The sequence below is a fragment of the Desulfoluna sp. HI9BLuna genome, from assembly GCF_056829775.1.
Map to the genome: position 1 here is coordinate 604,198 of NZ_CP186555.1, position 22,999 is coordinate 627,196.

Here is a 22,999-nt window from a genome sequence, read left to right on the forward strand (position 1 = left end):
CCGACAGGGGTTAATCAGCTTCAAAAAAGGAGGGTAATTCACCCTGAAGCAACAGGCGCAATGCGTCGCTTGCATGCACGTTGTTTTTCTTGCATGTAGAAAGGTAGCTGCGTATTCGGCAGAAGATCTTGGCCCCTTCCATAGATCGGAAGCACCCAGAAATTTTCTGATGGACTTTCGTCATCCGGATGTCGTTTTCACCCTGATTATTAGTGAAAGGAACCAGCGGGTCGTCCATGAAACGAAGGGTTTCGTTCTCGAAGTCTTCCATCCGTTCGAGAAGGTTTCTCGCTTTTGATCGTTTCATCCGCCCGCGTTGTCCCTTCTTCCTTTTCGTTTCATCCGGGGGCGGGCATTCGAGATTTCCTTTTTCCAGGATGCTCAGGTAGCGCTTTCGAAAGCCCCCGGCAATATCCGATGGAAGCTTGCCGCTGTGTTCGTTCACAACCTTGTTGATCTCAAGGAGCAAGAACTTCATGTCTTTGGCCCACTGCTGACTGTCCTGCTCCCAAGCCCGCTCCAGCTCTCTTAAGTGATGAGCGTTGCACAATGCGTGCAGGCAGTCGTAATTGAAGTAGGGTTTCCAGTGATCGTGGCACAACACGCCTTTGAAGCTTGGGATAATTCCCATTTCATCGATAGCCTCTCTGCCACGCTTTTCGTGCGGGTAAAAGTAAGTGAAAAGATCGTTCGACAGACAGTGCAGCCAAAATCGACTACCGTTCATGTTGATGCCGGTTTCATCTGCGTGGCAGACGGACGAGCCGGACAATCTGGCTTTGACGATTTCTTCAAACGCCTCAAGCGCGTTAAACGCTTCTTTGTTGAAGTTGAAAATCGACCCTGCGCTGATTGGGATACCGGCCTGATCCCGAAAGTGCTCGCAGATTCTTTCGTAGGGGACCAGCTGATGCTGGGAAAGATAGATCGCGTGAGCCTTGAGACCCGTGCCATATTGGACGCGTCGATCTACTCCTTTCGGGAAAGGAGCAACATATCGATTGCCGAAGGCATCCTCAAGAATCTCGGATCGATACTCAGTAACGTATTGAGCAACCTTCAAATCAATGACCTGCCGGGTCTCGTAACCTACGTGGCGATAGTCACCCGGTGGCAGTTCGGTCATATTGAGTTTCAACGGCAATACGAGATCTGCCTTGTCTACGGGCTCAAGAGTTTTTCCCTCGTGGCCATTTTGGCCCCCGGGCTTTTTTCCTTCGGTGTTTTGCTTTTTCTCCTTCTTCCTGTTGGGATCGGTAGAAGGCGGTTTGCTGCTGTTTTTGCTATTGAGATTTAGACGGTTCGCCAAAAGGGTGATGATTGTAAGCAGCAATTCGATCACAGCTGCAACTGCGGGCGAGAGGTCCTCGTCCTGCTGAATCAGTTTCCTTGCGTTGTCTGTCGCCGCTTGAATATCAATGCTTTCGATCTTCACCCTGTCTCCTCATCTTTTTTTGACGAGGATAGTATACCACAGGTTTTGAAAACGGAATTTTGGCTCCTGAGCTTTCGAATTTCAGGCTTTAAAAATTTGAGGGTGCCGGGTCGTATAGCCCTTCATATAAGATGAATTATGGTCCTCATAGCCAGGCCTGAGCACCGGAATAACGGAGTAAGAGATCCGCAGGTCAAAATGAAAAATTTGATCAAAAATCCTGTCAAGAAAAAAATGCAGTTCAATACATTTTATGTGTGAGCTGAATAGTTACGAAAAGAAAACCATATTGCCATTGCACGTCGTCCCTCAGGAAAAAGTGCCATGCCATTTACGCGGACGTCCCCCGCTCATTATGCCCCCCGACACCTATTCCCTACTCTCTATTCTCTATTACCTATTACCTGTCACCTGTATTTCCTTCCCCCCATACACCCTCACCCCTTCCCCCGGCTCTTTGATCACCGAATGAATCGTTTCGGCAACGGTATCGGCATGGACGGGACGGTAGGCAGCGGGAAGCAGAAACGAAACCGGGGAAAGCAGACGGGCGGCCAGGGATTCCCCGAACCGGGTCTCCCCGCGATCCCCCATAAGAAGGGAGGGGCGCAGAATATGGCAGGCGGCATACCCGAGGGCCGTCACCCGCTTTTCCATCTCCCCTTTGGTGCGGAGATAGTGGGAAGAGGCTGTGGCAGAGGCCCCCACGCTGGAGATCACCACCAGGGTCCGGGCGCCGCATCGGAGGCCATAGGCAGCGGCAGCTTCGGTGTAGAGGCAGTCCACCTCAAAGAGCCGCTCTTTGCTCCCCGCCTTTTTCAAGGTGGTCCCCAGGGCGCAGACCATGACGTCCACCCGGCAGGACGGGGCCAGGGAATCCAGGGCGTTAAAATCCGCCACAAGGGAGGTCACCTTGTCATGGGACTCAAGCTCGGAAACGGCCCGCCGCCCCAGCAGCACAATCTGGCCAATATCCGCATCGCCAACGGCCCGCCTGAAAAAAGCACCACCCACAAGGCCCGTGGCTCCAGCCATCATCACCTGCATACGCCCTCCTTGTTCGTTTTGGTTAAGGGACAACACAACGCCCCAAAAAGCCTCCGGCGGCCCTGCCGGGGGCCAAACGTTTAAAAAGTTTGACAAACAGGTTTTACGTACGTTTTTTCAGGCTACGCCTCCAGAAAAGCCTTTAGCTCGTCCACACCCTTGCGGGTCACAAGACGGGCGGAGCGCTCCATCTTGCGTGCGTTATCGGTATAGTACTCAAGGGCTTTGAGGGCCTGCTCGATCACCTCGTCGTCGGTGAGGCCCTCGGCAATGACATCGCCGATACGGGGACGCCCACCGGCGTTGCCGCCGAAGACCAGGGTCCATCCGGACTTCTTCCCGAAGATACCCACATCCCGGAGGTATCCTTCACTGCAGTTGAAGGCACAACCGGAGACCCCGACCTTTACCTTGCCTGGAAAAACGCGGTCTGCCAAGGCCTTACCCAGTTTTTCCGAAAGCCCCAAAGAATCCTGGCAGGCGTATTTGCAGCTTCGGCGCCCCGGACAGGACTGCAGGGTATGGGGACCTGATTTTACCCCCACGGGCTTGGGCATGGCTCCCCCGAGTTCCGCCAAAAGGGCCGGGGCCTCCTCTTTTTCAACGCCGTAGAGTTTCAGCCTCTGGGCAGCCGTGATCTTGATGGTTTCCACATTGTATTTTTTCGCCACAGCTGCGATCTCTTCCAGTCGATCCGGGGTGGTCATCCCCAGGGGAGACCCCGGGACGACAACGCCTATTTTTGAATCACTCATGCTCTTCACTGGTCCTGATTTTTATGTTGGATGGATGTCACGCCGCCGGAAAGCCCAAACGCCCGGCAGCACCTGAATCACGGGTTTTACTACGTCCCGTGCACCGTGTATACATCTAAAATTGTTATCATAACGTTCACCCAAACTTTCGGACCCCAAGTTCTACCCCTGTAAGGCACCTCCCGAAAGCAATCCACAGAAAAAAAGCTCACTCATTCCTCAATTTTCAATCATCCTCAATTCAAGTTCTTCCCTGGAAAACCGATATGAACCGTGGGGCATCACACAGCGCCCACGGGCTGTTCGTGTTGTCACGATTCAGCTCAAAAACAGCCCCCTCTGATCAAATATGTAAAAAGCCGCCTCTGACGGAGGCAGCTCTGATAGTGACCGTCTTTTAAGGCTTGCCACCATGCAGCCGAAGGCCAGGGCGGATGCGCCGGTTCACCCGGGAGCACCCCGCGGAGACTTTGTTTGTTTTATTTATCTGAATATTTCACCATGCGGTCCTCACTCCGGGTCATCTGCCTGGGCCTCTTTTTTTGCCTGGCCGCCCTGACCACGGCTTACGGGGGCACGCCCACCCTTCTCTTTCGTCACATCGATGAAACCGACGGCCTCCCGGACAATACCGTCTTCCAGATCATGCAGGACCATAATGGTGCCATGTGGTTCGGCACCCGCAACGGGGTGGCCCGGTACGACGGCGTTACCATGGGGGTCTTCCAAAACGACCTGGACAACCCGAAGAGCCTCTCCCACAACGATGCCGGCGGCGTTATCGAAGACCGGGAGGGCGCAGTCTGGGTTCGCACATGGGGGGGCGGGCTCAACCGCATCGACCCGGATACGGGTGAGGCAAGGGTGTTCCGGCACGACCCGTCCAATCCCCGGAGCCTCAGTGAAGACCGGATCCAGATCCACTACGAAGACTCCCACGGGGCGATCTGGGCCGGCAGTTTCAGCTCCGGCCTCAACCGTTTCGACAAAGAGACCGCCGACTTTACCCGGTTTACAGCCGACAACGGACCTGGTGCCATCAGCCACAACCGCATCTGGTCCATTGCCGAATCCCGGGACCGCACCCTCTGGGTCGGCACCGAGCGGGGCTTGAACCGCTTCAACCGGGCCGATGAAACCTTCACCGCCTTTCGACACGATCCCCAGGTCCCCGCCTCCCTTCCCCACGATCAGATCCGCACCCTCTACCCGGCCGGGGGATCCGCCCTTTGGGTCGGCACCGCCCAAGGATTTCGCCTCTTTGACCCGGACCAGGGCCGTTGTGTACCCTTTCCCGGCATGGACGGGCTTCCGCCGGAGGCTGACGGCACCATCAACACCCTCTACGACGACGGCCGCACCCTGTGGGTAGGTACCCAAAATCACGGTCTCCTCATCCTGGACCTTGAAACCGGACGATCCACCCTGCATCAGAACGTGCCGTACCTTGACGGGTCCCTCTCCCACAACGACATCCGGTGGATCCTCGAGGACCGTTCCGGCGTCATCTGGATCGGAACCCGCGGAGGCGGGGTCAACACACTGAGCAAAACCCTGTATCGGATGCAGCTCTTCCTGCCCGGGTACTCCGGGAACGACATCCCCAACTCCGTCCATGCCGTGGCCACCGACAGCGACGGAACCCTCTGGACGGGGAGCTGGTACACCGGCCTCAAAAAGTCATCCCCGGGACAAAACCGATACGAGGCGACGGAAAACGGCCCCCCTCCCCTGGGCCCGGGTAGCCTGGACATCAACGCCCTCTCCCCGGCACCGGACGGCTCCCTCTGGATCGGAACCTGGGGCGCCGGACTCCTCTTCAGAGACCGCCTTACCGGGGCGTACATCCCCTGGGGCGACAAGCCTCCGGCACAGGACACCCGGATCATCACCGCCCTGAGTACAAAAACCTCCGGTGTCGTCTGGGCAGGAACCCGCAACCGCGGTCTGTTCCGCCATGACCTGAAAACCGGTGACGTCAAGCGGTTCGGCAAAGGGCCCGCCTCTCAGCAAGGCCTCAGCAGCAACACCGTCCACGCCCTTGTGGAAGCCAGCGGAGACACCTTGTGGGTGGGCACCGATATGGGGCTGAACCGCATTGACCAGGACGGAAAACGGGTCACCCAGTTTCACCACCGCAAAGGGGCGGCAGAGAGCCTGTCCAACAACATCGTCACCGGCCTTGCCACAACCCCCAACGGAGCGGTCTGGGTCGGGACCTACAAGGGGCTTAACCGCCTCAACCCCGAGACCGAAACCGTCCGGTCCTACTTCAAGGAAGACGGGCTCTCCGGGGACATCATAAAAAGCATCCTCTTCGACGGCAGAAGGCGCCTTTGGGTCGCCACGGAAAAGGGCCTCTCCGCCCTGGACATCAAAACCGGGGCCATCTCCCGCTTTCCCATGCCCCTGCGGTTCGTGCAGGGAGCGGCCCACCGCTCCCCGGACGGCAACCTGATCTTCGGAGGGGAAAACGGCTGCCTTCTCTTTGCGCCGGGCGAAATCCCCATGAGCCACCCCACGGGCTCCATTCACCTCACCGGGCTTGTGCTCAACGGCACCCCGGTCCACCCGGGAAGCCCCGAAGGCAACCGCATCAAGCTGGGGGCTTCCCTGGACAAAACCCAGGGCATCACCCTGACGCACCAGGAAAACAACCTCACCCTCTCCTTTGCCCTCCACGACTTCAACAGCCCATCGGAGAACCGTTACAAGTACAAGCTCACAGGATACGACGCCTCCTGGGTGGAGGCAGGCAACACCCCCACGGCACGATACTCCCACCTGCCCCCCGGCACCTACCAGTTTCAGGTCATGGCCTCGGGGAGCCACGGCACCTGGAACCGTGACCATGGGGGCCTGGAGATACGGATTACCCCACCGTTCTGGCAGCAGGCCTCCTTTCGCGCGGCAATCTGCCTGGCCCTGGCCGGTTTCACCGGCCTGCGGATCACCACCGCCCGAAAGCGCACCCGGAAGCTGACGCAGCTCGTGGCCCAAAGGACTGAAGAACTTGAGGCCCAGGCCCGTCGGTTGGAACAACTCTCCCTCACCGACCCCCTTACGGAGTTGCCGAACCGAAGGGGCGTTGAAAAACGAAAACGGGAACTCCACTCCCGGGCCAGACGTTACCAAAGCCCCTATGCCCTGGTCCTGGCCGACCTGGATCACTTCAAGGGGATCAACGACACCTGCGGCCACGACTGCGGGGATTATATCCTTCAGCGGGTCAGCAGGCTCCTGGAGTCCAACCTCAGGGCCCACGACATCCTGGGTCGCTGGACCGGTCAGCAGTTCATCCTCCTGCTCCCGGACACCACCGGAGAAGACGCAGAGACCATGGCGGAACGCCTCCGCAACCGCATCGCCTCCTCCCTGTTCGACTGGAAGGGCACCTACCTCACCGTCACCCTGACCTTGGGGGTCACGGACTGCACTGCCTCGGAGACCTTTGAGCACAATGTCAGCAGGGCCGACGCGGCCCTCTGCAAAGGCAAACACATGGGACGAAACCGGGTGGTCTTTGCAAAGTCGGGATAAACACGAGGCCATCGTCCTCCCAGGACGACGGGTTGCTCCATGCCCGTCGGTCCCAAAAAATCAACCGGGCATGGATGCACCACACAATTCCATGCTAATATGAACAAGTTCACTGACGGAGCCCTTCCGTGCAAGGGCTCCAACACCGCACACCAAACCTGATCCGTCCACCGCACCTCTTTTATCCAGGCTCCCTGCACCCTTTCGATCCCCCCCTTTGGTTCGATGCACCCGGCCATGCGCCATGCGTCACTGCGTTCCCAAAAAAGATTCATGACATATCCGGACTAACGCCATTCGGCGGAGGTAGCCATGAACACTCAGAAACACGCCATGATCACCAAACTGATGTCAGACCTCAGCATGTCCAGAAGGCATTTCCTCAAGGCATCTGCTGCCGGAGGCACCCTGCTGGCAACCGGCATGGGGCTGAAACCGGAACTCACGGCCCTTGCGGAGGCCCAGGACACGCCCCCGGAAGAGAAAGGCACCTGGCATGCCGGTACCTGCCAGGGATGCACCTCCTGGTGCGCCAAGCAGGTCTATGTGGTGGGCGACCGTGCGGTAAAGGTCAGAGGGAACCCCCACTCCAAGGTCTGCGTGGGGGCCAGCTGTGTCCGGGCCCACATGGCCCTTCAGCAGGTCTATGACCCGGATCGCATCAAAACGCCCATGAAGCGCACCAACCCCAAAAAGGGGCGCCACGAAGACCCCGGCTTTGTCCCCATAACCTGGGACGAGGCCCTTGACACCCTGGCCGACAAGATCATGGAACTTCGCGATGCCGGTGAAACCCACAAATACATGCTCATGCGCGGCCGCTACACCTACATGCGGGATATCCTCTACGACCGCATGACCAAAATCATCGGCTCGCCCAACAACATCTCCCACAGCGCCATCTGCGCAGAGGCGGAAAAATTCGGGTCCTACTACACGGAAGGATACTGGAGCTACCGGCAGTACGATGTCACAAAAGCCCGGTATGTCCTCATCTGGGGGGCCGACCCCCTGGCCGCCAACCGCCAGGTGCCTTTTTACACCAGCGTGTGGGGGGATGTTGTGAACCGGGCCCGGGTGGCGGTGGTGGAGCCCCGGCTTTCGGCAACGGCGGGAAAAGCGGATGAATGGCTGCCCATCGTGCCGGGGCAGGACAGCGCCCTGGCCCTGGCCATCGCCCACGTCATCCTCGCCCGCGGGCTCTGGTCCAGGGAATTTGTGGGGGACTTCAAGGATGGCACCAACCGGTTCGGTCCGGGGCAGACCGTGGATGAATCGACCTTTGACGAAAGATTCACCCACGGGGTGGTCGCCTGGTGGAACCTTGAGGTCAAAGACCGCACCCCGGCATGGGCAGCCGAAAAAACAGGCCTGCCCGAGGCGCAGATCCTCCGGGTGGCCGAGGATTTCGGCAAAGCAGCCCCCAGGGCCATCTCCTGGGTGGGAGGCGGGCCATCGATGCAGGTCCGGGGCGGATATGGCAGCATGGCCTGCCACGCCTTGAACGGCCTGGTGGGGGCCTGCGACAACGAGGGGGGCACCCTGGTCAGCAACAAGGAGTACACCAAAAAGTTCCCGAAGCCCGACGCCTTCATGGACGAGATCGCCAAGAAAGGGAAAAAGCACGAAAAAATCGATCAACGGGGCCGCTTGACGTTTCCCGCCCTGAAATCGGGCAAACCCGGCTCGGCCGTCCTCACCAACAACGCGGCGGACGGGATCCTCAACGAGGACCCCTATGAAATTAAGGTCGCCGTGGGCTACATGAACAACTTCACCTTCTCCTGCACCCAGCCCGACCGCTGGGAACGGGCCGTTGCCAAGATTCCCTTCGTGGCCCACCTCACCACCCACGCCTCGGAATTCTCCTGGTTTTCAGACATCCTCCTGCCCAACACCCATCACCTCTTTGAAAAATACGGGTACGTGAAATCCATCGCCAACGGCTACCGGCATGTCACCCTGATGCAGCCGGTGATCAAGCGCATCGGAGACTACAAGACCGATGAAACCGAGGTGCCCTGGCTGCTGGCGGAAAAGCTCTCCCAACGGGGATTCGACAACCTCTTGCGTCACTACAAAGAGTACCGGGACCCGGAAACCGGCAAAGAGCCGACCACCGCCGACGAGTTTTCCCTCTACGCCCTGAAGTACGCCACCCAGTCCCTGTGGGACCCGGCCCAATACAAGGGAGGAGACAAATTCAACGGCTGGAAGCACTTTCTCAAAACCGGGGTCTGGAATTCCGATCCCTACCCCTACCGCAAGCGCTGGGGGAAGATGAAGACCGCCACGGGAAAATTCGAGTTTTACAGCGTCACCCTGAAAAACGCCCTTGAAAAGCACGCCAAAAACCACAAAACCACCGTCGATGAGGTCTTGATGGCCTGTAACTACGAAGCGCAAGGAGAGCACGCCTTTATCCCCCACCACGAAGACCCCTTCACCATCGGCGATGCCGCCACCTACCCCTTTGTGTTCGTGGATCACAAATCGCGGCTGAACCGGGAGGGGCGCTCTGCCAATTGCACCTGGTATTACGATTTCAAGGACCTGGACCCCGGTGATGAGCCCTGGCAGGACGTGGCCAAAATCAATCCCGCCGATGGGAAAAAAATCGGGGTGGAGTCCGGAGACAAGATTCGCATCACCTCCCCCACCGGCACCATCGAGTGCACGGCCAAGCTGTGGGAGGGGATCCGGCCGGGCACCGTCGCCAAATGCTTCGGACAGGGCCACTGGGCCTACGGCCGGGTGGCCACACGAGTGTTCGGAAAAACCCCCAGGGGCGGCAACAACAACGACCTAATCCCGGCCGAATACGACCGGTTGAGCGGCAGCACGGTCCGGCATGCCGGCACCCGCGTGAAAATCGAACGCATAGAGGAGGGATAACGCCATGCCACAATACGCCATGGTCATCGACCTTCAACGATGTGTGGGATGTGGAGGCTGCAGCGTCGCCTGCCGAAACGAAAACAACGTGCCGGACGGGATCTACTGGTCCAACAAGATCACCGAAACCGTGGGCACCTTTCCCGATGTGCGGTTCCACTACCTCCCGACCCTGTGCAACCACTGCGAAAATGCCCCGTGCGTCCGGGGTTGCCCCACCGGGGCCATGCACAAGCTTTCCAACGGCATCACCATGCACGACCCGGACAAATGCATCGGCTGCAAGTACTGTGAATTCAACTGCCCCTACGGCGTCATCTATTTCAACTGGCGCAGCCCTCACCCCTCCTGGCGTCATACCGAACCACTCATCGAAGGCGGCACCTTCTCCCCATCGGAGGTGACGCAAAAAGCAGGGGGCAAGGCCATCCCCTATTACAACCCGGACCGGGAAGAGACCCAGCCCGGGATCCGTCCCAAAGGGGTGGTGGAAAAGTGCACCTTCTGTGATCATCGCGTGCAAAAAAAACTCCTGCCATACTGCGTGGAGGCCTGCCCGGCCGATGCACGGATCTTCGGGGACATCAGCGACCCCAAAAGCAAGGTCAGCAAGCTGCTGGGAAAATTCAAGCCCTTCAGGCTGAAAGAACACCTGGGAACAAACCCGCGGGTCTTTTACATCCGGGGGTACGACCCGGCCCACTACGAGGCCTCCAAGGGGGGGTACAAATGAACGGGAAAAAAACAAGCTATGCAATCTGGCTGAGTGTGCTCGGAGCCTCTATCCTGGCGGGCCTGTACACCACGATAACCCTCTTTCGGGAGGGGCACTGGCTTTTTGCCGCCAACGATGTCGTCGTCTGGACCCTTCCCCTGGGCATGTACATCTTCCTGGCCCTCAGCAGCTCTGGCCTCGCCATGCTCTCCGCGTTGCCGACCCTGTTCGGTATGGAGCGCCTGGCCCCGAGTTCAAAACGACTTGTGTTTCTCGCCCTGGCCACCCTCTGCGGGGCCTTTGTTGCCATCGCCCTTGAAATCGGGAATATCTGGAGCATGATCTACTTCATCATCTCCCCCAACATGGCCTCCCCCATCTGGTGGATGGGCGCCCTTTATACCGCCGAGCTCCTGTTTCTCGCCGTGAAGCTCGGATGCCTTTATGCCGGGGACAGGCAGAGCGCCCTGAACAAAACCGCAGGCTCCCTCTCCTTTCTCTGTGCCATGGCGGCCCCCATAGTCCTGGGAGCGGTCTTCGGGACCACCGAGTCACGGGCGGTCTACTTCGGCCCCATGCACTCCATCTTCTACCTGGTCATGGCCCTTTTCAGCGGCACTGCCCTGTTTCTCCTCCACACCATGATATGCCACAGGCTGAAAACCGGCCGGTTCTCCCCATATCGCCCCGTTGTGGACGAGGTGTTTTACCGCCTGTTCGCCTGGTCGGCAGGGGCCGCCATTGTCATCACCGGGGTAAAATCAGCCGTCGCCGCGTCAACCGTGATCCCGGAGTTCATGGCGCATCGCACCCTCAACACCCCCTTCGGAAGCCTGTTCGGGTTTCCCCTGGAGGCCATCATCGGCCTGGTTCTCCCCTTTGCCCTGATCATGAGCCCAGCGGTCCGCAAAACCACCGCCGGCACCCTAACGGCGGCCCTGATCGCCTGGGCCGGGTCCCTGGTCATCCACATGAAGATCCTCATCAACGGCCAGCGATTCCCCGTCGGCCCCAAGGCAGAGCAGTTCCCGGACATTGTCACCTACGCCCCAAGCCCCTGGGAATGGCTGGTGGCCCTGTTTGCCATCTCGGTGATGCTGCTTCTCTACACCCTGGGTGAACGGTATCTCAACCTGGGCACCGATGGCGCGGCCACCCGTTGAAAAAAGCATACCTCCGGCGGCGAGGTGAGCCACCTCGAAAGCTGCTGGTGGTTTGTACGAGTAATACGACAAGCCTTGAAGGGTCAGGATTCGTTATCGTAACTCGTTAATTATCAGCTTTAACCGGACTGCCTGCATGCATTCGCCATACGGAGTTACCATGAACACAGACGACATCATCCGTTTTGAATCGGTACGCCAAGAAGTCTACAGGGGCCTCTCGGCCTGCTTTTGCCTGCCGGGCCCCCCGCTTGTCCACATACCGGAGACCCTGGTCCGCCTGTTGGCGGCCCAGGAATCCGAAGCCGTGGCCCCCATGGCCCGCATGGCATCCGCCATGGAATCGCTCACGGATTTTTCCGGGCTCCGAGTCGAGTTCACCCGACTCTTTGTCGGTCCGTACGGCCGCCTGGCCCCTCCCTGCGGATCCGGCTACATGGACGAAACCGGCACCATGATGAGCGATTCCGCCATGGATGCCGAGGCCAGGTACCGCAAGGCGGGCCTTGTGGTGGCCGACACATTCAAAGAGGCCCCGGATCACATCGTGGCCGAACTGGACTACCTCAGCTTTCTCGTCGGCAGGGAGATCAATGCCCTGGCCCCGGACACCGAGGAGGTGCCCCAGGCACTTCTCCGTGAGCAAAAAGAGTTCCTCGAAGGCCACCTGGGCCGCTGGGTGTCGCCCTTTGCGGAAAACATCATACGCCATGCAACGTCCCCGTTTTATCAGGACCTTGCAACGGCCACCCGCCTTGTCATCCGGGAAAGCTTGGACTACCTCAGCATCCCGGGCCTCTCGGAGCATGGTGCCCCCCTTCCCGATAGTCCACCGCACTAACATCTCATTGTTTTTGGCTGGTCGTTCTCCCAAGAAATATCCGGGCTGGTCAAAGGGCCTCTATTTTCCTTGCCCCGGGCTTTGCCTTCTATGTATATACTCATGGTAAGCATATCTTCAGCCCCGGAACCTGGGTCTTTCATCCCTTTTTCGTCATGATGCATCCGAAACACCGTCGAGAAGAGACCCCGCCCACCGAGGCATGTCGGCCGGTGATCATCCGCGCCGCCACTCACCTGTTTTGGACAGGGACCCTGCCAAAGGCCCTGAAAACAAGCCATGCGCGCTCTCTTTTCTCGATCAACCGTTGCCCTCCTGCTCCTTCTTCTCTTGACTGCCTGCGATGAAACAGACACCAGCCAGCCCCTCACCATCAGCGGCCACATGACCACGGACAAGGCCGTGGCCCAAAGCGGTGGAGAGATGTATGCCTCTGTCCTGAAGGGCAGCGGCCAGGAGATGATGTCCCGGGACCTGTCGGACTCCTTCGAGGCCATGACCTGCACAGCCCCGGACGGCAGCTTTAGCCTGGACCTCTCCGACACCGGGCTGGCCCCCGGGGACACGGTGACCCTCATCGGCTTTCTCGATCGCAACGGACACGGTGGCATTCCCACCCCGGACGAAGGCGACGCCATGGGGTTCTTCATGGAAGAAGGGAGCTTCACGCCAAGCTACACCCTGAAGCCAGGGGTCAACAGCGGGGCAGACATCCGCATCAGCCGACAGGTCTATGACTTCCACAAGGAGATCTCAGGGACCATCACCGGTGGCTACACCGGGCTGGTCCACCTGTTTGCCTATGCGGGGGACATCAGGAGCCTTGATCTCTCTGCCCTTGATGTGGACAGCATCATCGGGTACGCAAGCGTTGAAAAACGCGAACATTCCCTGGACTACCGGATGACGATCCTCCCCTACGGCCATGACCTGCCCATTGCCGATGTAACGATCATGGCCATCTTCGACGCCAACAATAACGAAAAACTTGATCCCGGCGAGGCCGTGGCCTTTCATTCTCAGCACCCCAAGGGCCTGCCCACCTTAATGACACTGACCGAAGGGGCTCAGGGCGACATCAACCTGGATGCAGACCGTGCCATGATCCTGCCGGTCCCGGCGGGTGAAACCATCACCCTGTCGGGTCGGGTGGAACCCCCGGCCGGCTACGGCGAAGACAGCGCCCCCCTCTTTGTCCTGGCGGCGGAGACAGACGACCCCAACCTTCTTCTCACCCACCCTCTGTCCGTCACCCGGGCCTTTTACCGACTGGATCCGGGGACCGTGGATTTCAACCTGGACGTGAGCGCAACAGGCCTTGCCCCCGGAGACACCGTCATGGTCCTTGCCCTGTGGGACCAAAATTTCAAAGAGGCCCCGGACACCCCCACCTACACTTGTTTTCCCGATGCCAACACCGGGGATCTTCTGGGCTATTACCAGAACAAAGCCACCCTCACCGTGGCCCACACCCTCTATGAAGGAGAGAACACCTTTGTCCCCCAGGCCGAGGATAAAAAACGGTTTGCCGTCAACCGACGGGTGGTTGAACACAACGCATCCCTGGCATTCACGATTAAAAACGGAGGCGGGGTCACCGTCAACGCGGGAGACGCCCTCCTTGTCATCGCCATCCAGAAAGAAGGCCTGACAATTTCCCTCTCCCCCGAATTAAACGACCCGGATCGCATCGTTGCCATGGCCTCGGTGACCGCCACGGGAGATGCCGACCACACCTACGCCGTCCCGGTCATGGGGGCTTTGCTTGACGAGATCATCAAAACGCCCTTTGCCGTAGAGGAGGTGTATGTCATAGCCGTCCTGGACGCCAACCAAAACGGAAAGCCCGATACCGGTGAATCCCTGGCATACTACCCGGGCGTGTCCATCCTTCCGGGCATGCCCCCCTTACCGGCCACCACGGATATCAGAGACGGCATCAACACCCTGGACAAACCCGTGACATTTTTCGGATCAACCCTATAAGCCTGGTAACGATTCAGCTTCTGTGACCTTCAAAGGGTGCGACGCGTAGTCGACGGTGTCGGAGATGTGAGGTAGGGTGCGCTTGCGCACCGCCGAAGAACCGTAATGATCATGAAGCCCCATGCACGGGTGACATTCCGGCTGCATAGACATGGCAAAAGACGTTGAAAGGTCACGCTGGCCGTTTGAGAAAAATTGTCTGAATCGTTGCAAAACCTGTTTGTCAGCCTTTTTAAAAATGTTGCCTCTGGCGGGTCGCTTTTTGAAAAAAGCTCCGCAAAAACTTTCCAGTAATCAAGGCGCTTATCTCCAGCCCCGCCGGGGCTGGAGATAAGCGCCTTGATAAATTAAAAAAGAAGAGGGGCTATGCTCTGTAGTAACGCATCTTCAAAAAACAAAACCTGTTTGTCAAACTTTTCAAAAGTTTGGCCCCCGGCAGGGCCGCCGGAGGCAAAAATCTAAATGCGTTAACCCTGCCCGGGCTCCCTTTCCATTTAAGACCACATGGGGTAAAACGTGGACAGGCCGCTGGCAGCGGGCCTTACATTACACAACATCCCATGGGACCCACTGGCAATGCATCACAATCACGAACTGGAACTGGCCTTTGAATTTGTCCAAGGCACCCAGCGCAATCTTTTCCTCACCGGCAAAGCAGGCACCGGCAAGACCACCTTTCTCCACCGGGTAAAGGACAACATTCCCAAGCGCATGGTGGTGGTGGCCCCCACCGGGGTGGCGGCCATCAACGCAGGCGGCACCACCATCCACTCCTTTTTCCAGATGCCCTTCGGGCCCCTGCCCCCGGACACCACCATCCAGAACCGCCGGTTCAGCAAGAAGAAGATCCACATCATCCAGTCCCTGGACCTTCTGGTCATCGATGAGATCAGCATGGTGCGTGCCGACCTTCTGGACGGCATCGACCAGGTGCTGAGGCGCTACCGGGACCGCACAAAGCCCTTCGGCGGGGTGCAGCTTCTCATGATCGGGGACCTCCACCAGCTGGCCCCCATCATCAAGCCCGACGACTGGGAGCTTCTCTCCCCGTACTACGAAACAGGCTACTTTTTCAGCAGCCGGGCCTTTCAGGAGGCCTCGGTCCTGGGCCTGGAGCTGACCCACGTCTACCGGCAAAGCAACGCGGCCTTTATCAAGATCTTGAACGAGATCCGGGAAAACCGCCTGTCCGAGGACTCCCAGGCCAAGCTGAATACCCGGTACAAATCCTCGTCCCTGCCGGGCAGCAAGGAGGGATACATCACCCTCACCACCCACAACGCCAGCGCCGATCGCATCAACGATGACAAACTCGCCGCCATGGACGCCCCCACCATCGCCTTTGACGCCGAGGTGAGCGGCACCTTCCCGGAATACGCCTACCCAGCCGATGAGCTCCTGCAACTCAAGGAAGGGGCCCAGGTGATGTTCGTGAAAAACGACAGTTCAACAAAAAAGGCCTATTACAACGGCAAGATCGGCACCGTCACCGAGATCGACGAGGAGGAGATCCAGGTTCAGTGCGAAGGTGAATCCTCCCCCATCACGGTGAACCGGGAGACCTGGGAAAACATCACCTACACCCTCAACGAGGAGACCAAGGAGATCGACGAGGAGGTGGTGGGACGATTCTCCCAGTACCCCCTGCGCCTGGCCTGGGCCATCACCATCCACAAGAGCCAGGGACTTACCTTTGACAAGGCCGTCATCGACGCCGGGGCCTCCTTTGCCCACGGCCAGACCTACGTGGCCTTAAGCCGGTGCAAGACCCTGGAGGGAATTGTCCTGAGCAGCAAGATATCCCCGTCGGGCATTATCTGCGATGCGTCGGTGAACCGATTTACCCGGGATATTGAAGAGCACCCGCCCACAAAACAGGACCTGTCCGAGGCCCGGCGCACCTGCCAGTTTGCCCTGCTGGATGAGCTCTTCGGCTACCAGGTTCTTCAAGAAAAAGTCAGCCACTGCCACACCACCCTCCACCACCACAGAAAAGCGGTCCAGGGCTCGCTCCTCGATATCCTCACCGAGATCATCTCCACCACCCTGCCCGAGTTCATCCGCATCGCAGGGGCCTTTTCAAGGCAGGTGGCCTCCTTGATGGAAGACGATCTGGACTTGGAGGAGAACGAGGTGATCCAGGACCGTATCCGAAAGGGCTGCGCCTACTTTTCCGAACAGACCCGCCACGCCGTTGCCGAGCGCCTTGACGAAGCCAGCTTCGACACCGACAACCAGTCCGTAAAAACCCTCATCGGCGAAGCCCTGGTGGCTGTAAGGGAAGAGCTCATTGTCAAGGAGATCTGTCTGAAAGGCTGCAGGGAGGGATTCCGGGTGGAGACCTACCTATCCGTAAGGACCCGGGCCTTCTTCAAGAGGCAGAGCATCACTGCAAGGGCCAAGGCCAAGGTCAAAAGCCTCTCCAGCGAGCACCCCCGGCTCCTGAACCAGCTCCGGGAATGGCGAAAAGAACGGGCCAGACAAGACGATATCAACCCGTCCCGCGTGGCCACCTTAAACTCCCTGGTCACCATCTCCACCGAGCAGCCCGACACCCTCACCAAACTGCGTACCATCCAGGGCATGGGCGCCAAGCGGGTGAAAACCTACGGCGCCGAGATCATCGAGATCGTCCGGGCCTACACGGGTAACGGAGAGAAAAAAGCAAGGGCGGGGGTCCAGCAGAGCCTGGACCTGGGGTAAGGCCAGGTCAAAAAGCGTGCCTCCGGCGGCGAGGTGAGCCACCTCGAAAGCATATTGCCCTTGCGCCTTGCCCTTCGTTCCTCAGGGCAAAGCGCAAGGGCCTTCGACTCGGGCTTCGCCCGACATGAGCGTTGATGGTTTCTGCGGACTGGCTCACAAGCTTCGACGTCACAGGATACGCTATCGCTGCTTGTCCATTGTCGATTTAACCGAACGGCCTCAGGCGGCCAGGCGGGGGCAGTCATTATGCAATCGATCACAGGGCATTCGCGTGATGTGTGACATGTGGCATTTCGTAGGGTGTGCTTGCGCACCGTTTGTTCGGGAACCCAACATCTTTTGAGATTTCTATGCTTCGTGAAGGTGACCCGTATATGAGGTTTCATGACCGTTATGATTTTTCGATGGTGCGCAAGCGCACCCTACCTCACATCCTATGCCCTGGGCGACGCGTCACACCCAACATAAAGAGGCGCTTATACCGCCTCTTTTCATGTTGCATAAGCTGAATAGTAACCAATCGTATTCTTATTTCGCGGCCGAGGCCTTGGCCTCTGGATAGTAACTTATTTTCTTGCGATCGCTGTAACGACCCCGCCCTCTTCGGTGACATCCACCGAACCAAAGCCCGCCCCTTCAAGCTGTGCTTTCACCCATGCCCCCGACAGGCGAAGTTTCTCGTAGCAACTTGCCTTCAGGGTCCAGCCCCCCTGCCCGTTGGTGTGGACAAGGTCGTGCACGGTCACCGTCTCGGTCCCGTACTCCAGAAAGCAGGTCAAAATGGTGTCCTCGTCACTTTTCACCGGAATAAAACGGTTCACCCCGGTCAGCTCACCCGAGAGGTCCCGAAAGGTCAGAATCAGGGTCCCGGCATCATCCAGGGCCGCCGCCACCTTCCCGAAGAGGTCCGTCACCGCCTCTTTCGAAGGCAGATGGAGCACGGTGTCCGTCATGCACACCACCAGCTCCACGTTCTCCCCCACATGATCGTCAAAGCATGTGAGGTCCCCTTCCACCGTCTTGACGGGCAATGCCCCGGCATGGTCTTCAAGCTCCCGTAAAAGGGGGCCGCTCAAGTCAATGGCCGTCACCTTGAATCCCAGACGGGCCAGGGGAATGGACTGAAACCCGCACCCCGCCCCGAGGTCCAGGGCTACACCCGACCGCACGGGGCATATGCCGCGGGTATTGAAAAAATCCGTGTTTCGCTTCACTCCTGAGTCAAAGCCTCCGAACATCCACGAATAGACACCTGCCAGCACCCCGTCGTAATGATCTTTCACCGTCGCCATAGCGTTCTCCCAAAAGCAATAAGGTTCAGAGATCCGGCCACATCCCACCCAAACCCGGATATTTCATGAGAAAACGACCACGCCAAAAATTCCTGAAATATCCGGGATAAGGCCCCTTGAGCCATTTCCCCACGGACACGCCTTCCACTGGTTAACCAGTGGAACTGTTGAAAACATTCATTTCTTTCTTTTTTACTAAAAAAGCTTGAATTGGTGCATGAATATCTATATTTAAAGGTTTTTATTAATTCAGCATATTTTTCAGGAACCAGGCGTATGAAGATTCAGTGCCCGGGCTGCAACAAAGCATACCGGATAAATGACGACATCGTATACAAGGTACACAACAAAACCGCCAAATGCACCCAGTGCGGGCAGGTGATCCCCATCGCGGACTTCCTTCTGGAAAAAGAGGCCCTGGCCCCCTTTGCATGCGGAGAGGAGCTCAAGCTTGAGGTGGTGGCCAACCTCAAAAAACTGTACCCCATGCCACACATCCTCTTGAAGGCGCGCAAGCTCCTTGCCGGCAACGGAAACTTCGACGAACTCGGGAGCCTCCTCAACACCGACCCCGCCCTGGCCAGCCGGGTCCTCAAGGTGGCCAACTCCGCCTACTACGGCATGAGCGGCAACGTCTCTTCCCTGCACATGGCGGCAACCCTCCTGGGCAGCGGCACCCTCATGCAGATCCTCCTCATGGTGGGCAACGCCAAGGCCCTTGGACGGTCCCTTGACGGGTACGGGTTGGGGTCGGGACAACTGTGGCGCCACTCCCTTGCCGTGGCCGTCTGCTCCGGGCTCATCGAAAAAAAACAGCCCGGCAGCGACGAAGAAGAGGCCTTCTTTGCAGGGCTCATGCACGATTCCGGCAAAATCATCCTCGATTCGTATGTGTTGGAGAGAAAAGACCTCTTCACCCGCTATGCATCCCTGACCCGCGAGTCCCTTTCTGCCGTTGAGCAAAAAATCCTCGGGTTCACCCATGGGGAGATCGGCTACGAGCTGTGCCGCAAATGGAACCTGCCCGACCACATGGCCACGGCCATCCGGGACCACCATCTTCCGGGGGCTTCCGAAAACAACCGGCTCGCCCACGTGATCCATCTGGCCAACCGCATGGCCGACCGGGCCCTGGGCACAGCCATCAAAACACCGACACTGCCCAAGTCGTCCCTCTCCATTTTAAACATCACTGAAACCGAAGTGGAAGCCATCATCACCGAGGCCCTGACGACGGTGGAGACCATGGAAGAGGACACCTATTAACCGGCATCAAAGCCTGTCCACGTCGAAATCGATGCCGAATTTGCTGACACTGGGTTGCTGGATGGCCTTCACGGAGTCGTCGATGGCGTGAAACTGGCGGTGCAGCTCATCCCCGATCTCATACACGCTCACTCGCCTGCTGTTGTCGGTGTCGGGCTCTGCCTCAAAGGCCCGCTTCAGCAGGTGCACCAGCAGGCCGCTTCCTCTGTAGTTGTCCACGGACTGCTGGGCGGCCTGGGTGGAGGAGAACATGGTGACCCCCGCCTTGTGGGTAAACGAGGAGATCCTCGCATCATAAAAGCCCGTCATGATGTCGTTTAAGGCCCCGGAGTGGCAGGTGTCGAACACCACGAGCTGCTTCTGGGCCGGAATCTCTTCCAGGGCTGAGATCAGAGTGGATGACGGGAGCCAGCTTCCAGGGTCAAATCCCCCGTTTTCACCTGCGTAGGTGTGTGTGATGATATAAAACTGATCGGCGACCTCACCGTGGGAGGCCACGAACAGCAAAAACACATCCTCGGGCTCGGCCGCGGCTTTAACCGTCTCCAGGGCGTGAAGGATCTTCGCCCGGGTGGCGTCCCCGTTGAAAAGCCCCATCACCTCAATACCCCCGTAGACACGAGAAAGATGCTCTTCCACGAGCCCTTTCACCTCCTCGGCGTCGTTCACCGCGTTGGCAAGGTTCAGGGCCTTGTTGCGATACGTATCGATCCCCACCACAAGGGCGTAGACCTTCGGCTTTTTGGGCGAAGCCGTGGAGCGGGCTACCTTTTCCGTCATCACCCCCTGCACCGTATTTTTTCCGTTGAAGGCCACCGCCCGGATGGAGTTCTCCCCTGCCGTGGCTTTGACGGAGAGGGTGCCGGTCACCTCGGCGCCCGCCCGAGAAAAGACATGCGCCCCTGCCCTTCGTGGGGACTGCCCGGCCACTCGTTTCAACCCCCGGAGGCGCCGGGGCACCTCGTTGGTTGCAAACACCGGGGCCAGGGCATCTTTCCGAAGGCTTTGCCCCGGGTCTCCGTGGCTTTCCACATGGAACAGCTTGCCGTTGATGTAAAACCGTATCGCCCCGATACCGCCCCCCGTATCCTTCACCGTATAGCGCACAGCCAGGGTTCCGGGGGTGGTTTCTTCAACGGCCAGCCGGGTAATCTCCGGCGGGGGGCAGTGGATGACCTCATGGATTCGCACCGGAGCCAGGTCGGCCATGGCGTCGAGCCGCTGCAACCGGCCCCGAACGATGTCCGGGCGGTAAAACAGATCGTACACCTGATTCAGCCCGAGCCAGCGCACTCCGCCGCTCCCATTCTCTCCGTTGACGTGGAGCCACACCTTGGGAAGCAGGGCATAGGAACCGGCAAAATATCCGTCGTCCGCGATGACCAGGTAACGTCCGGCCTCGTCCACCACAAAGGTGAAGAGGGGATGCACGGTTGTAAGCCCTGAAGGATTGCGTTCCCCCGCCGAAGGAATGTTCCACAGAAGAATCTCCCCGGATAGGTCGGAGGTCACCAGGGTGGAGCCTGAAATGGAGACGGAACGCACCGTGGAGGTGTGCCCCACAAAATCCACCGCCTTTTTCCCCTCAAAATCATAGGCCACCAGTTTACCCGAGCGGTTGCCGCTGACGATGAGATCTTCGGTGAGCCCGAACGCGTGGGGCACCCAGCCGTCTTCCGGTGGAATGTCCACGTACAGCACGGTCCGGCCGGACGCCTTGTCCTTGAACCGGTAGATGAGGTCCGGGTTAAAGCTGTTGGTGGGGCCCAGTTCCAGGCGATAGCGATCGTTGGTGACGCTGGCCCGGGGAAAGTCCGAAGGGTTCACCCCGCCCGTGAGCTTAAGGGTGTTCAAGTCCAGGGCGTTTTCCAAATCCAGACAATTCTCGTCAAATCCGTCACCGGACAAGCCCCCGTCGTATTTGCAGCAACGGGTTCCCCAGGCCAGGTAATTGCCGTTAAAGGAGACGCTGCGTTTGGGCGCGATGGGAATGTCGGAACCCACCATTGAAAGCCCTTTGGTTCCGGGCATTGTAAAAGCCCATCGATGGAATACCCCGTCGTCGTGGCCGATGCCTGTAAGGGTTCCGGAGTCGATGAAGGCCATGGGCCACAGGGGCTGCGTCCTGTGGAGATCCAAGGCGGCCACGCGCCGGTACGAATCGGTTTCGTACACCTCGGCACACATCTCATCGTCCCAGCTCTCCACAGCCAGAAATCGCCCGTCCGGGGAATAACAGAGCTGCGCGATGTTCACGGTTCGGGTGCGGATCACCTGTTTAAAGACCAGCATCTCATCGGCGGGACGGCGGGGATCCAGGCTGAAAATCCAGACCACGTTGTTTGCCCGGCTGGACACAGCCAGCTCCCGGTTATTGGGGTTACAGGCGATGTCGCACATTTCAAAGGAATACCTGAAATCGGTGCCGTAAATATCTGAATCGCCCCCTGTCACCGACACCTCATGGCTCTCCAGAGTGCCCCCGGCCTTGCCCTTGAGAGTATCAGGATCACTGACATGGATAGACTCATCCAGGCTCACATCAAAGACCACATACCGGCCCCCCAGTTTGAGGAGCTTCAGCTCCACAACAACCCGTCCCTCTGTTGGGATGGTCCGCACCGGAGTGCGTGACCCCATGTCCCAGAGAGTGATCCGCCCTTTCCGGGCCGTGGCAAGGTAGGCATTGTCGGGGCTGATGTCCATGGCCCCCACACGAGCGCCCACAGGGACCTCCGCCTGCAATGCACCGGATCCGAAGTCGTAGAAAAGCAAGTTTTTGTCCACCCCCGCCACGAGCAAAGACTCATCGCGGCAGACCGCCATGCTGTCGCACGTTCCGGAGTCATCGGTGATATTCCAAAGAAACTTTCGCCTCTCCCGGCCGGTGGCCGAGTCAAAGACCCGTATGGTCTTGTCCCCGGAACAGGTGATGATCTCCTTTCCGGAAGACGTCACGAGCAATTCGTCCACCACCCCGGAAAGAACACCCCGATCAACCTTGAGGTGAAACCGAGGTTCTCCCGGAACCCGGTGAGAGGAAAAGGGTTTTCTGATATTACTCTCATAATCGACAGCAGGGTTTTTGGCGGGATAACGTGCTGAAACACATCCAGAGACAACAACGGCAGCGGTAAGCAGTACAATAAAACGTCTTATGTTCATCACTTCATCTTCCCCATCATCATGCATGCCCCCGGCACCACACCAGCCCGGTATCTGCGGGCGTATAAGCAGCATAGAGCGCGACAAAAGGGGCTCAAACCATCCGGATAATAAGGCCAAAGGAAAACCGTACACCAACAGAGGCGGCGATGGCAACTCGCTCCGGAAAGGGAAAGGCATACCAGGCTATCAACAA

13 protein-coding genes are annotated in these 22,999 nt (G+C 58.5%); 8 read left to right on the top strand and 5 right to left on the bottom strand.

Features of this window, described 5'->3' with window-relative positions:
* Window positions 1-10: 10 nt before the first annotated feature.
* The 3 genes from tnpC to ACOYW0_RS02235 all read right to left on the bottom strand — a co-directional run bounded on the left by tnpC (window position 11) and on the right by ACOYW0_RS02235 (window position 3,237).
* Complete coding sequence (tnpC, locus tag ACOYW0_RS02225; protein ID WP_482416778.1) at window positions 11-1,435, bottom strand: IS66 family transposase; 1,425 nt, start codon at window positions 1,433-1,435, stop codon at window positions 11-13.
* A 393-nt stretch (window positions 1,436-1,828) separates the two neighbouring features.
* The gene (locus ACOYW0_RS02230) at window positions 1,829-2,482 is read right to left on the bottom strand and encodes a Rossmann-fold NAD(P)-binding domain-containing protein (protein ID WP_482416961.1); all 654 of its coding nucleotides are present in this window, start codon (window positions 2,480-2,482) and stop codon (window positions 1,829-1,831) included.
* A 122-nt stretch (window positions 2,483-2,604) separates the two neighbouring features.
* The gene (locus ACOYW0_RS02235) at window positions 2,605-3,237 is read right to left on the bottom strand and encodes an NAD(P)/FAD-dependent oxidoreductase (RefSeq protein WP_482416962.1); all 633 of its coding nucleotides are present in this window, start codon (window positions 3,235-3,237) and stop codon (window positions 2,605-2,607) included.
* A gap of 474 nt (window positions 3,238-3,711) precedes the next feature.
* On the opposite strand from ACOYW0_RS02235, the gene ACOYW0_RS02240 reads away from it, so the two are divergent.
* The 7 genes from ACOYW0_RS02240 to ACOYW0_RS02270 all read left to right on the top strand — a co-directional run bounded on the left by ACOYW0_RS02240 (window position 3,712) and on the right by ACOYW0_RS02270 (window position 17,080).
* Window positions 3,712-6,777 carry a two-component regulator propeller domain-containing protein gene (locus ACOYW0_RS02240; protein ID WP_482416963.1) on the top strand — a complete coding sequence of 1,022 codons (3,066 nt, stop codon included), beginning with the start codon at window positions 3,712-3,714 and terminating at the stop codon, window positions 6,775-6,777.
* A 312-nt stretch (window positions 6,778-7,089) separates the two neighbouring features.
* Window positions 7,090-9,672: a molybdopterin-dependent oxidoreductase gene (locus ACOYW0_RS02245; RefSeq protein WP_482416964.1), complete on the top strand. Its 2,583-nt coding sequence runs from the start codon at window positions 7,090-7,092 to the stop codon at window positions 9,670-9,672.
* A 4-nt stretch (window positions 9,673-9,676) separates the two neighbouring features.
* Window positions 9,677-10,405, top strand: a complete 729-nt coding sequence (locus ACOYW0_RS02250; protein ID WP_482416965.1) for a 4Fe-4S dicluster domain-containing protein — start codon at window positions 9,677-9,679, stop codon at window positions 10,403-10,405.
* Window positions 10,402-11,550: an NrfD/PsrC family molybdoenzyme membrane anchor subunit gene (gene nrfD / locus ACOYW0_RS02255; RefSeq protein WP_482416966.1), complete on the top strand. Its 1,149-nt coding sequence runs from the start codon at window positions 10,402-10,404 to the stop codon at window positions 11,548-11,550. Before ACOYW0_RS02250 ends, nrfD begins: the two co-directional genes overlap by 4 nt.
* Before the next feature lie 160 nt (window positions 11,551-11,710).
* The gene (locus tag ACOYW0_RS02260) at window positions 11,711-12,391 is read left to right on the top strand and encodes a TorD/DmsD family molecular chaperone (protein ID WP_482416967.1); all 681 of its coding nucleotides are present in this window, start codon (window positions 11,711-11,713) and stop codon (window positions 12,389-12,391) included.
* A 279-nt stretch (window positions 12,392-12,670) separates the two neighbouring features.
* Window positions 12,671-14,377: a hypothetical protein gene (locus ACOYW0_RS02265; protein WP_482416968.1), complete on the top strand. Its 1,707-nt coding sequence runs from the start codon at window positions 12,671-12,673 to the stop codon at window positions 14,375-14,377.
* Window positions 14,378-14,953: 576 nt separating this feature from the next.
* Window positions 14,954-17,080: an HRDC domain-containing protein gene (locus ACOYW0_RS02270; protein WP_482416969.1), complete on the top strand. Its 2,127-nt coding sequence runs from the start codon at window positions 14,954-14,956 to the stop codon at window positions 17,078-17,080.
* A gap of 566 nt (window positions 17,081-17,646) precedes the next feature.
* Here the strand turns inward: ACOYW0_RS02270 and ACOYW0_RS02275 are convergent.
* Window positions 17,647-18,372, bottom strand: a complete 726-nt coding sequence (locus ACOYW0_RS02275) for a class I SAM-dependent methyltransferase (RefSeq protein ID WP_482416970.1) — start codon at window positions 18,370-18,372, stop codon at window positions 17,647-17,649.
* A gap of 276 nt (window positions 18,373-18,648) precedes the next feature.
* On the opposite strand from ACOYW0_RS02275, the gene ACOYW0_RS02280 reads away from it, so the two are divergent.
* Window positions 18,649-19,638: an HDOD domain-containing protein gene (locus ACOYW0_RS02280; RefSeq protein ID WP_482416971.1), complete on the top strand. Its 990-nt coding sequence runs from the start codon at window positions 18,649-18,651 to the stop codon at window positions 19,636-19,638.
* 6 nt (window positions 19,639-19,644) lie between these two features.
* Here ACOYW0_RS02280 and ACOYW0_RS02285 read toward each other — a convergent pair whose 3' ends face one another.
* The gene (locus tag ACOYW0_RS02285; protein WP_482416972.1) at window positions 19,645-22,596 is read right to left on the bottom strand and encodes a caspase family protein; all 2,952 of its coding nucleotides are present in this window, start codon (window positions 22,594-22,596) and stop codon (window positions 19,645-19,647) included.
* Between the last annotated feature and the right edge of the window lie 403 nt (window positions 22,597-22,999).

Bases quoted from the DNA above. Each gene is read 5' to 3' on its own strand.
- ACOYW0_RS02230 (WP_482416961.1), bottom strand. From the start codon at position 2,482: ATGCAGGTGATGATGGCTGGAGCCACGGGCCTTGTGGGTGGTGCTTTT.
- ACOYW0_RS02235 (WP_482416962.1), bottom strand. From the start codon at position 3,237: ATGAGTGATTCAAAAATAGGCGTTGTCGTCCCGGGGTCTCCCCTGGGG.
- ACOYW0_RS02245 (WP_482416964.1), top strand. From the start codon at position 7,090: ATGAACACTCAGAAACACGCCATGATCACCAAACTGATGTCAGACCTC.
- ACOYW0_RS02250 (WP_482416965.1), top strand. From the start codon at position 9,677: ATGCCACAATACGCCATGGTCATCGACCTTCAACGATGTGTGGGATGT.
- nrfD (WP_482416966.1), top strand. From the start codon at position 10,402: ATGAACGGGAAAAAAACAAGCTATGCAATCTGGCTGAGTGTGCTCGGA.
- ACOYW0_RS02260 (WP_482416967.1), top strand. From the start codon at position 11,711: ATGAACACAGACGACATCATCCGTTTTGAATCGGTACGCCAAGAAGTC.
- ACOYW0_RS02265 (WP_482416968.1), top strand. From the start codon at position 12,671: ATGCGCGCTCTCTTTTCTCGATCAACCGTTGCCCTCCTGCTCCTTCTT.
- ACOYW0_RS02270 (WP_482416969.1), top strand. From the start codon at position 14,954: ATGCATCACAATCACGAACTGGAACTGGCCTTTGAATTTGTCCAAGGC.
- ACOYW0_RS02275 (WP_482416970.1), bottom strand. From the start codon at position 18,372: ATGGCGACGGTGAAAGATCATTACGACGGGGTGCTGGCAGGTGTCTAT.
- ACOYW0_RS02280 (WP_482416971.1), top strand. From the start codon at position 18,649: ATGAAGATTCAGTGCCCGGGCTGCAACAAAGCATACCGGATAAATGAC.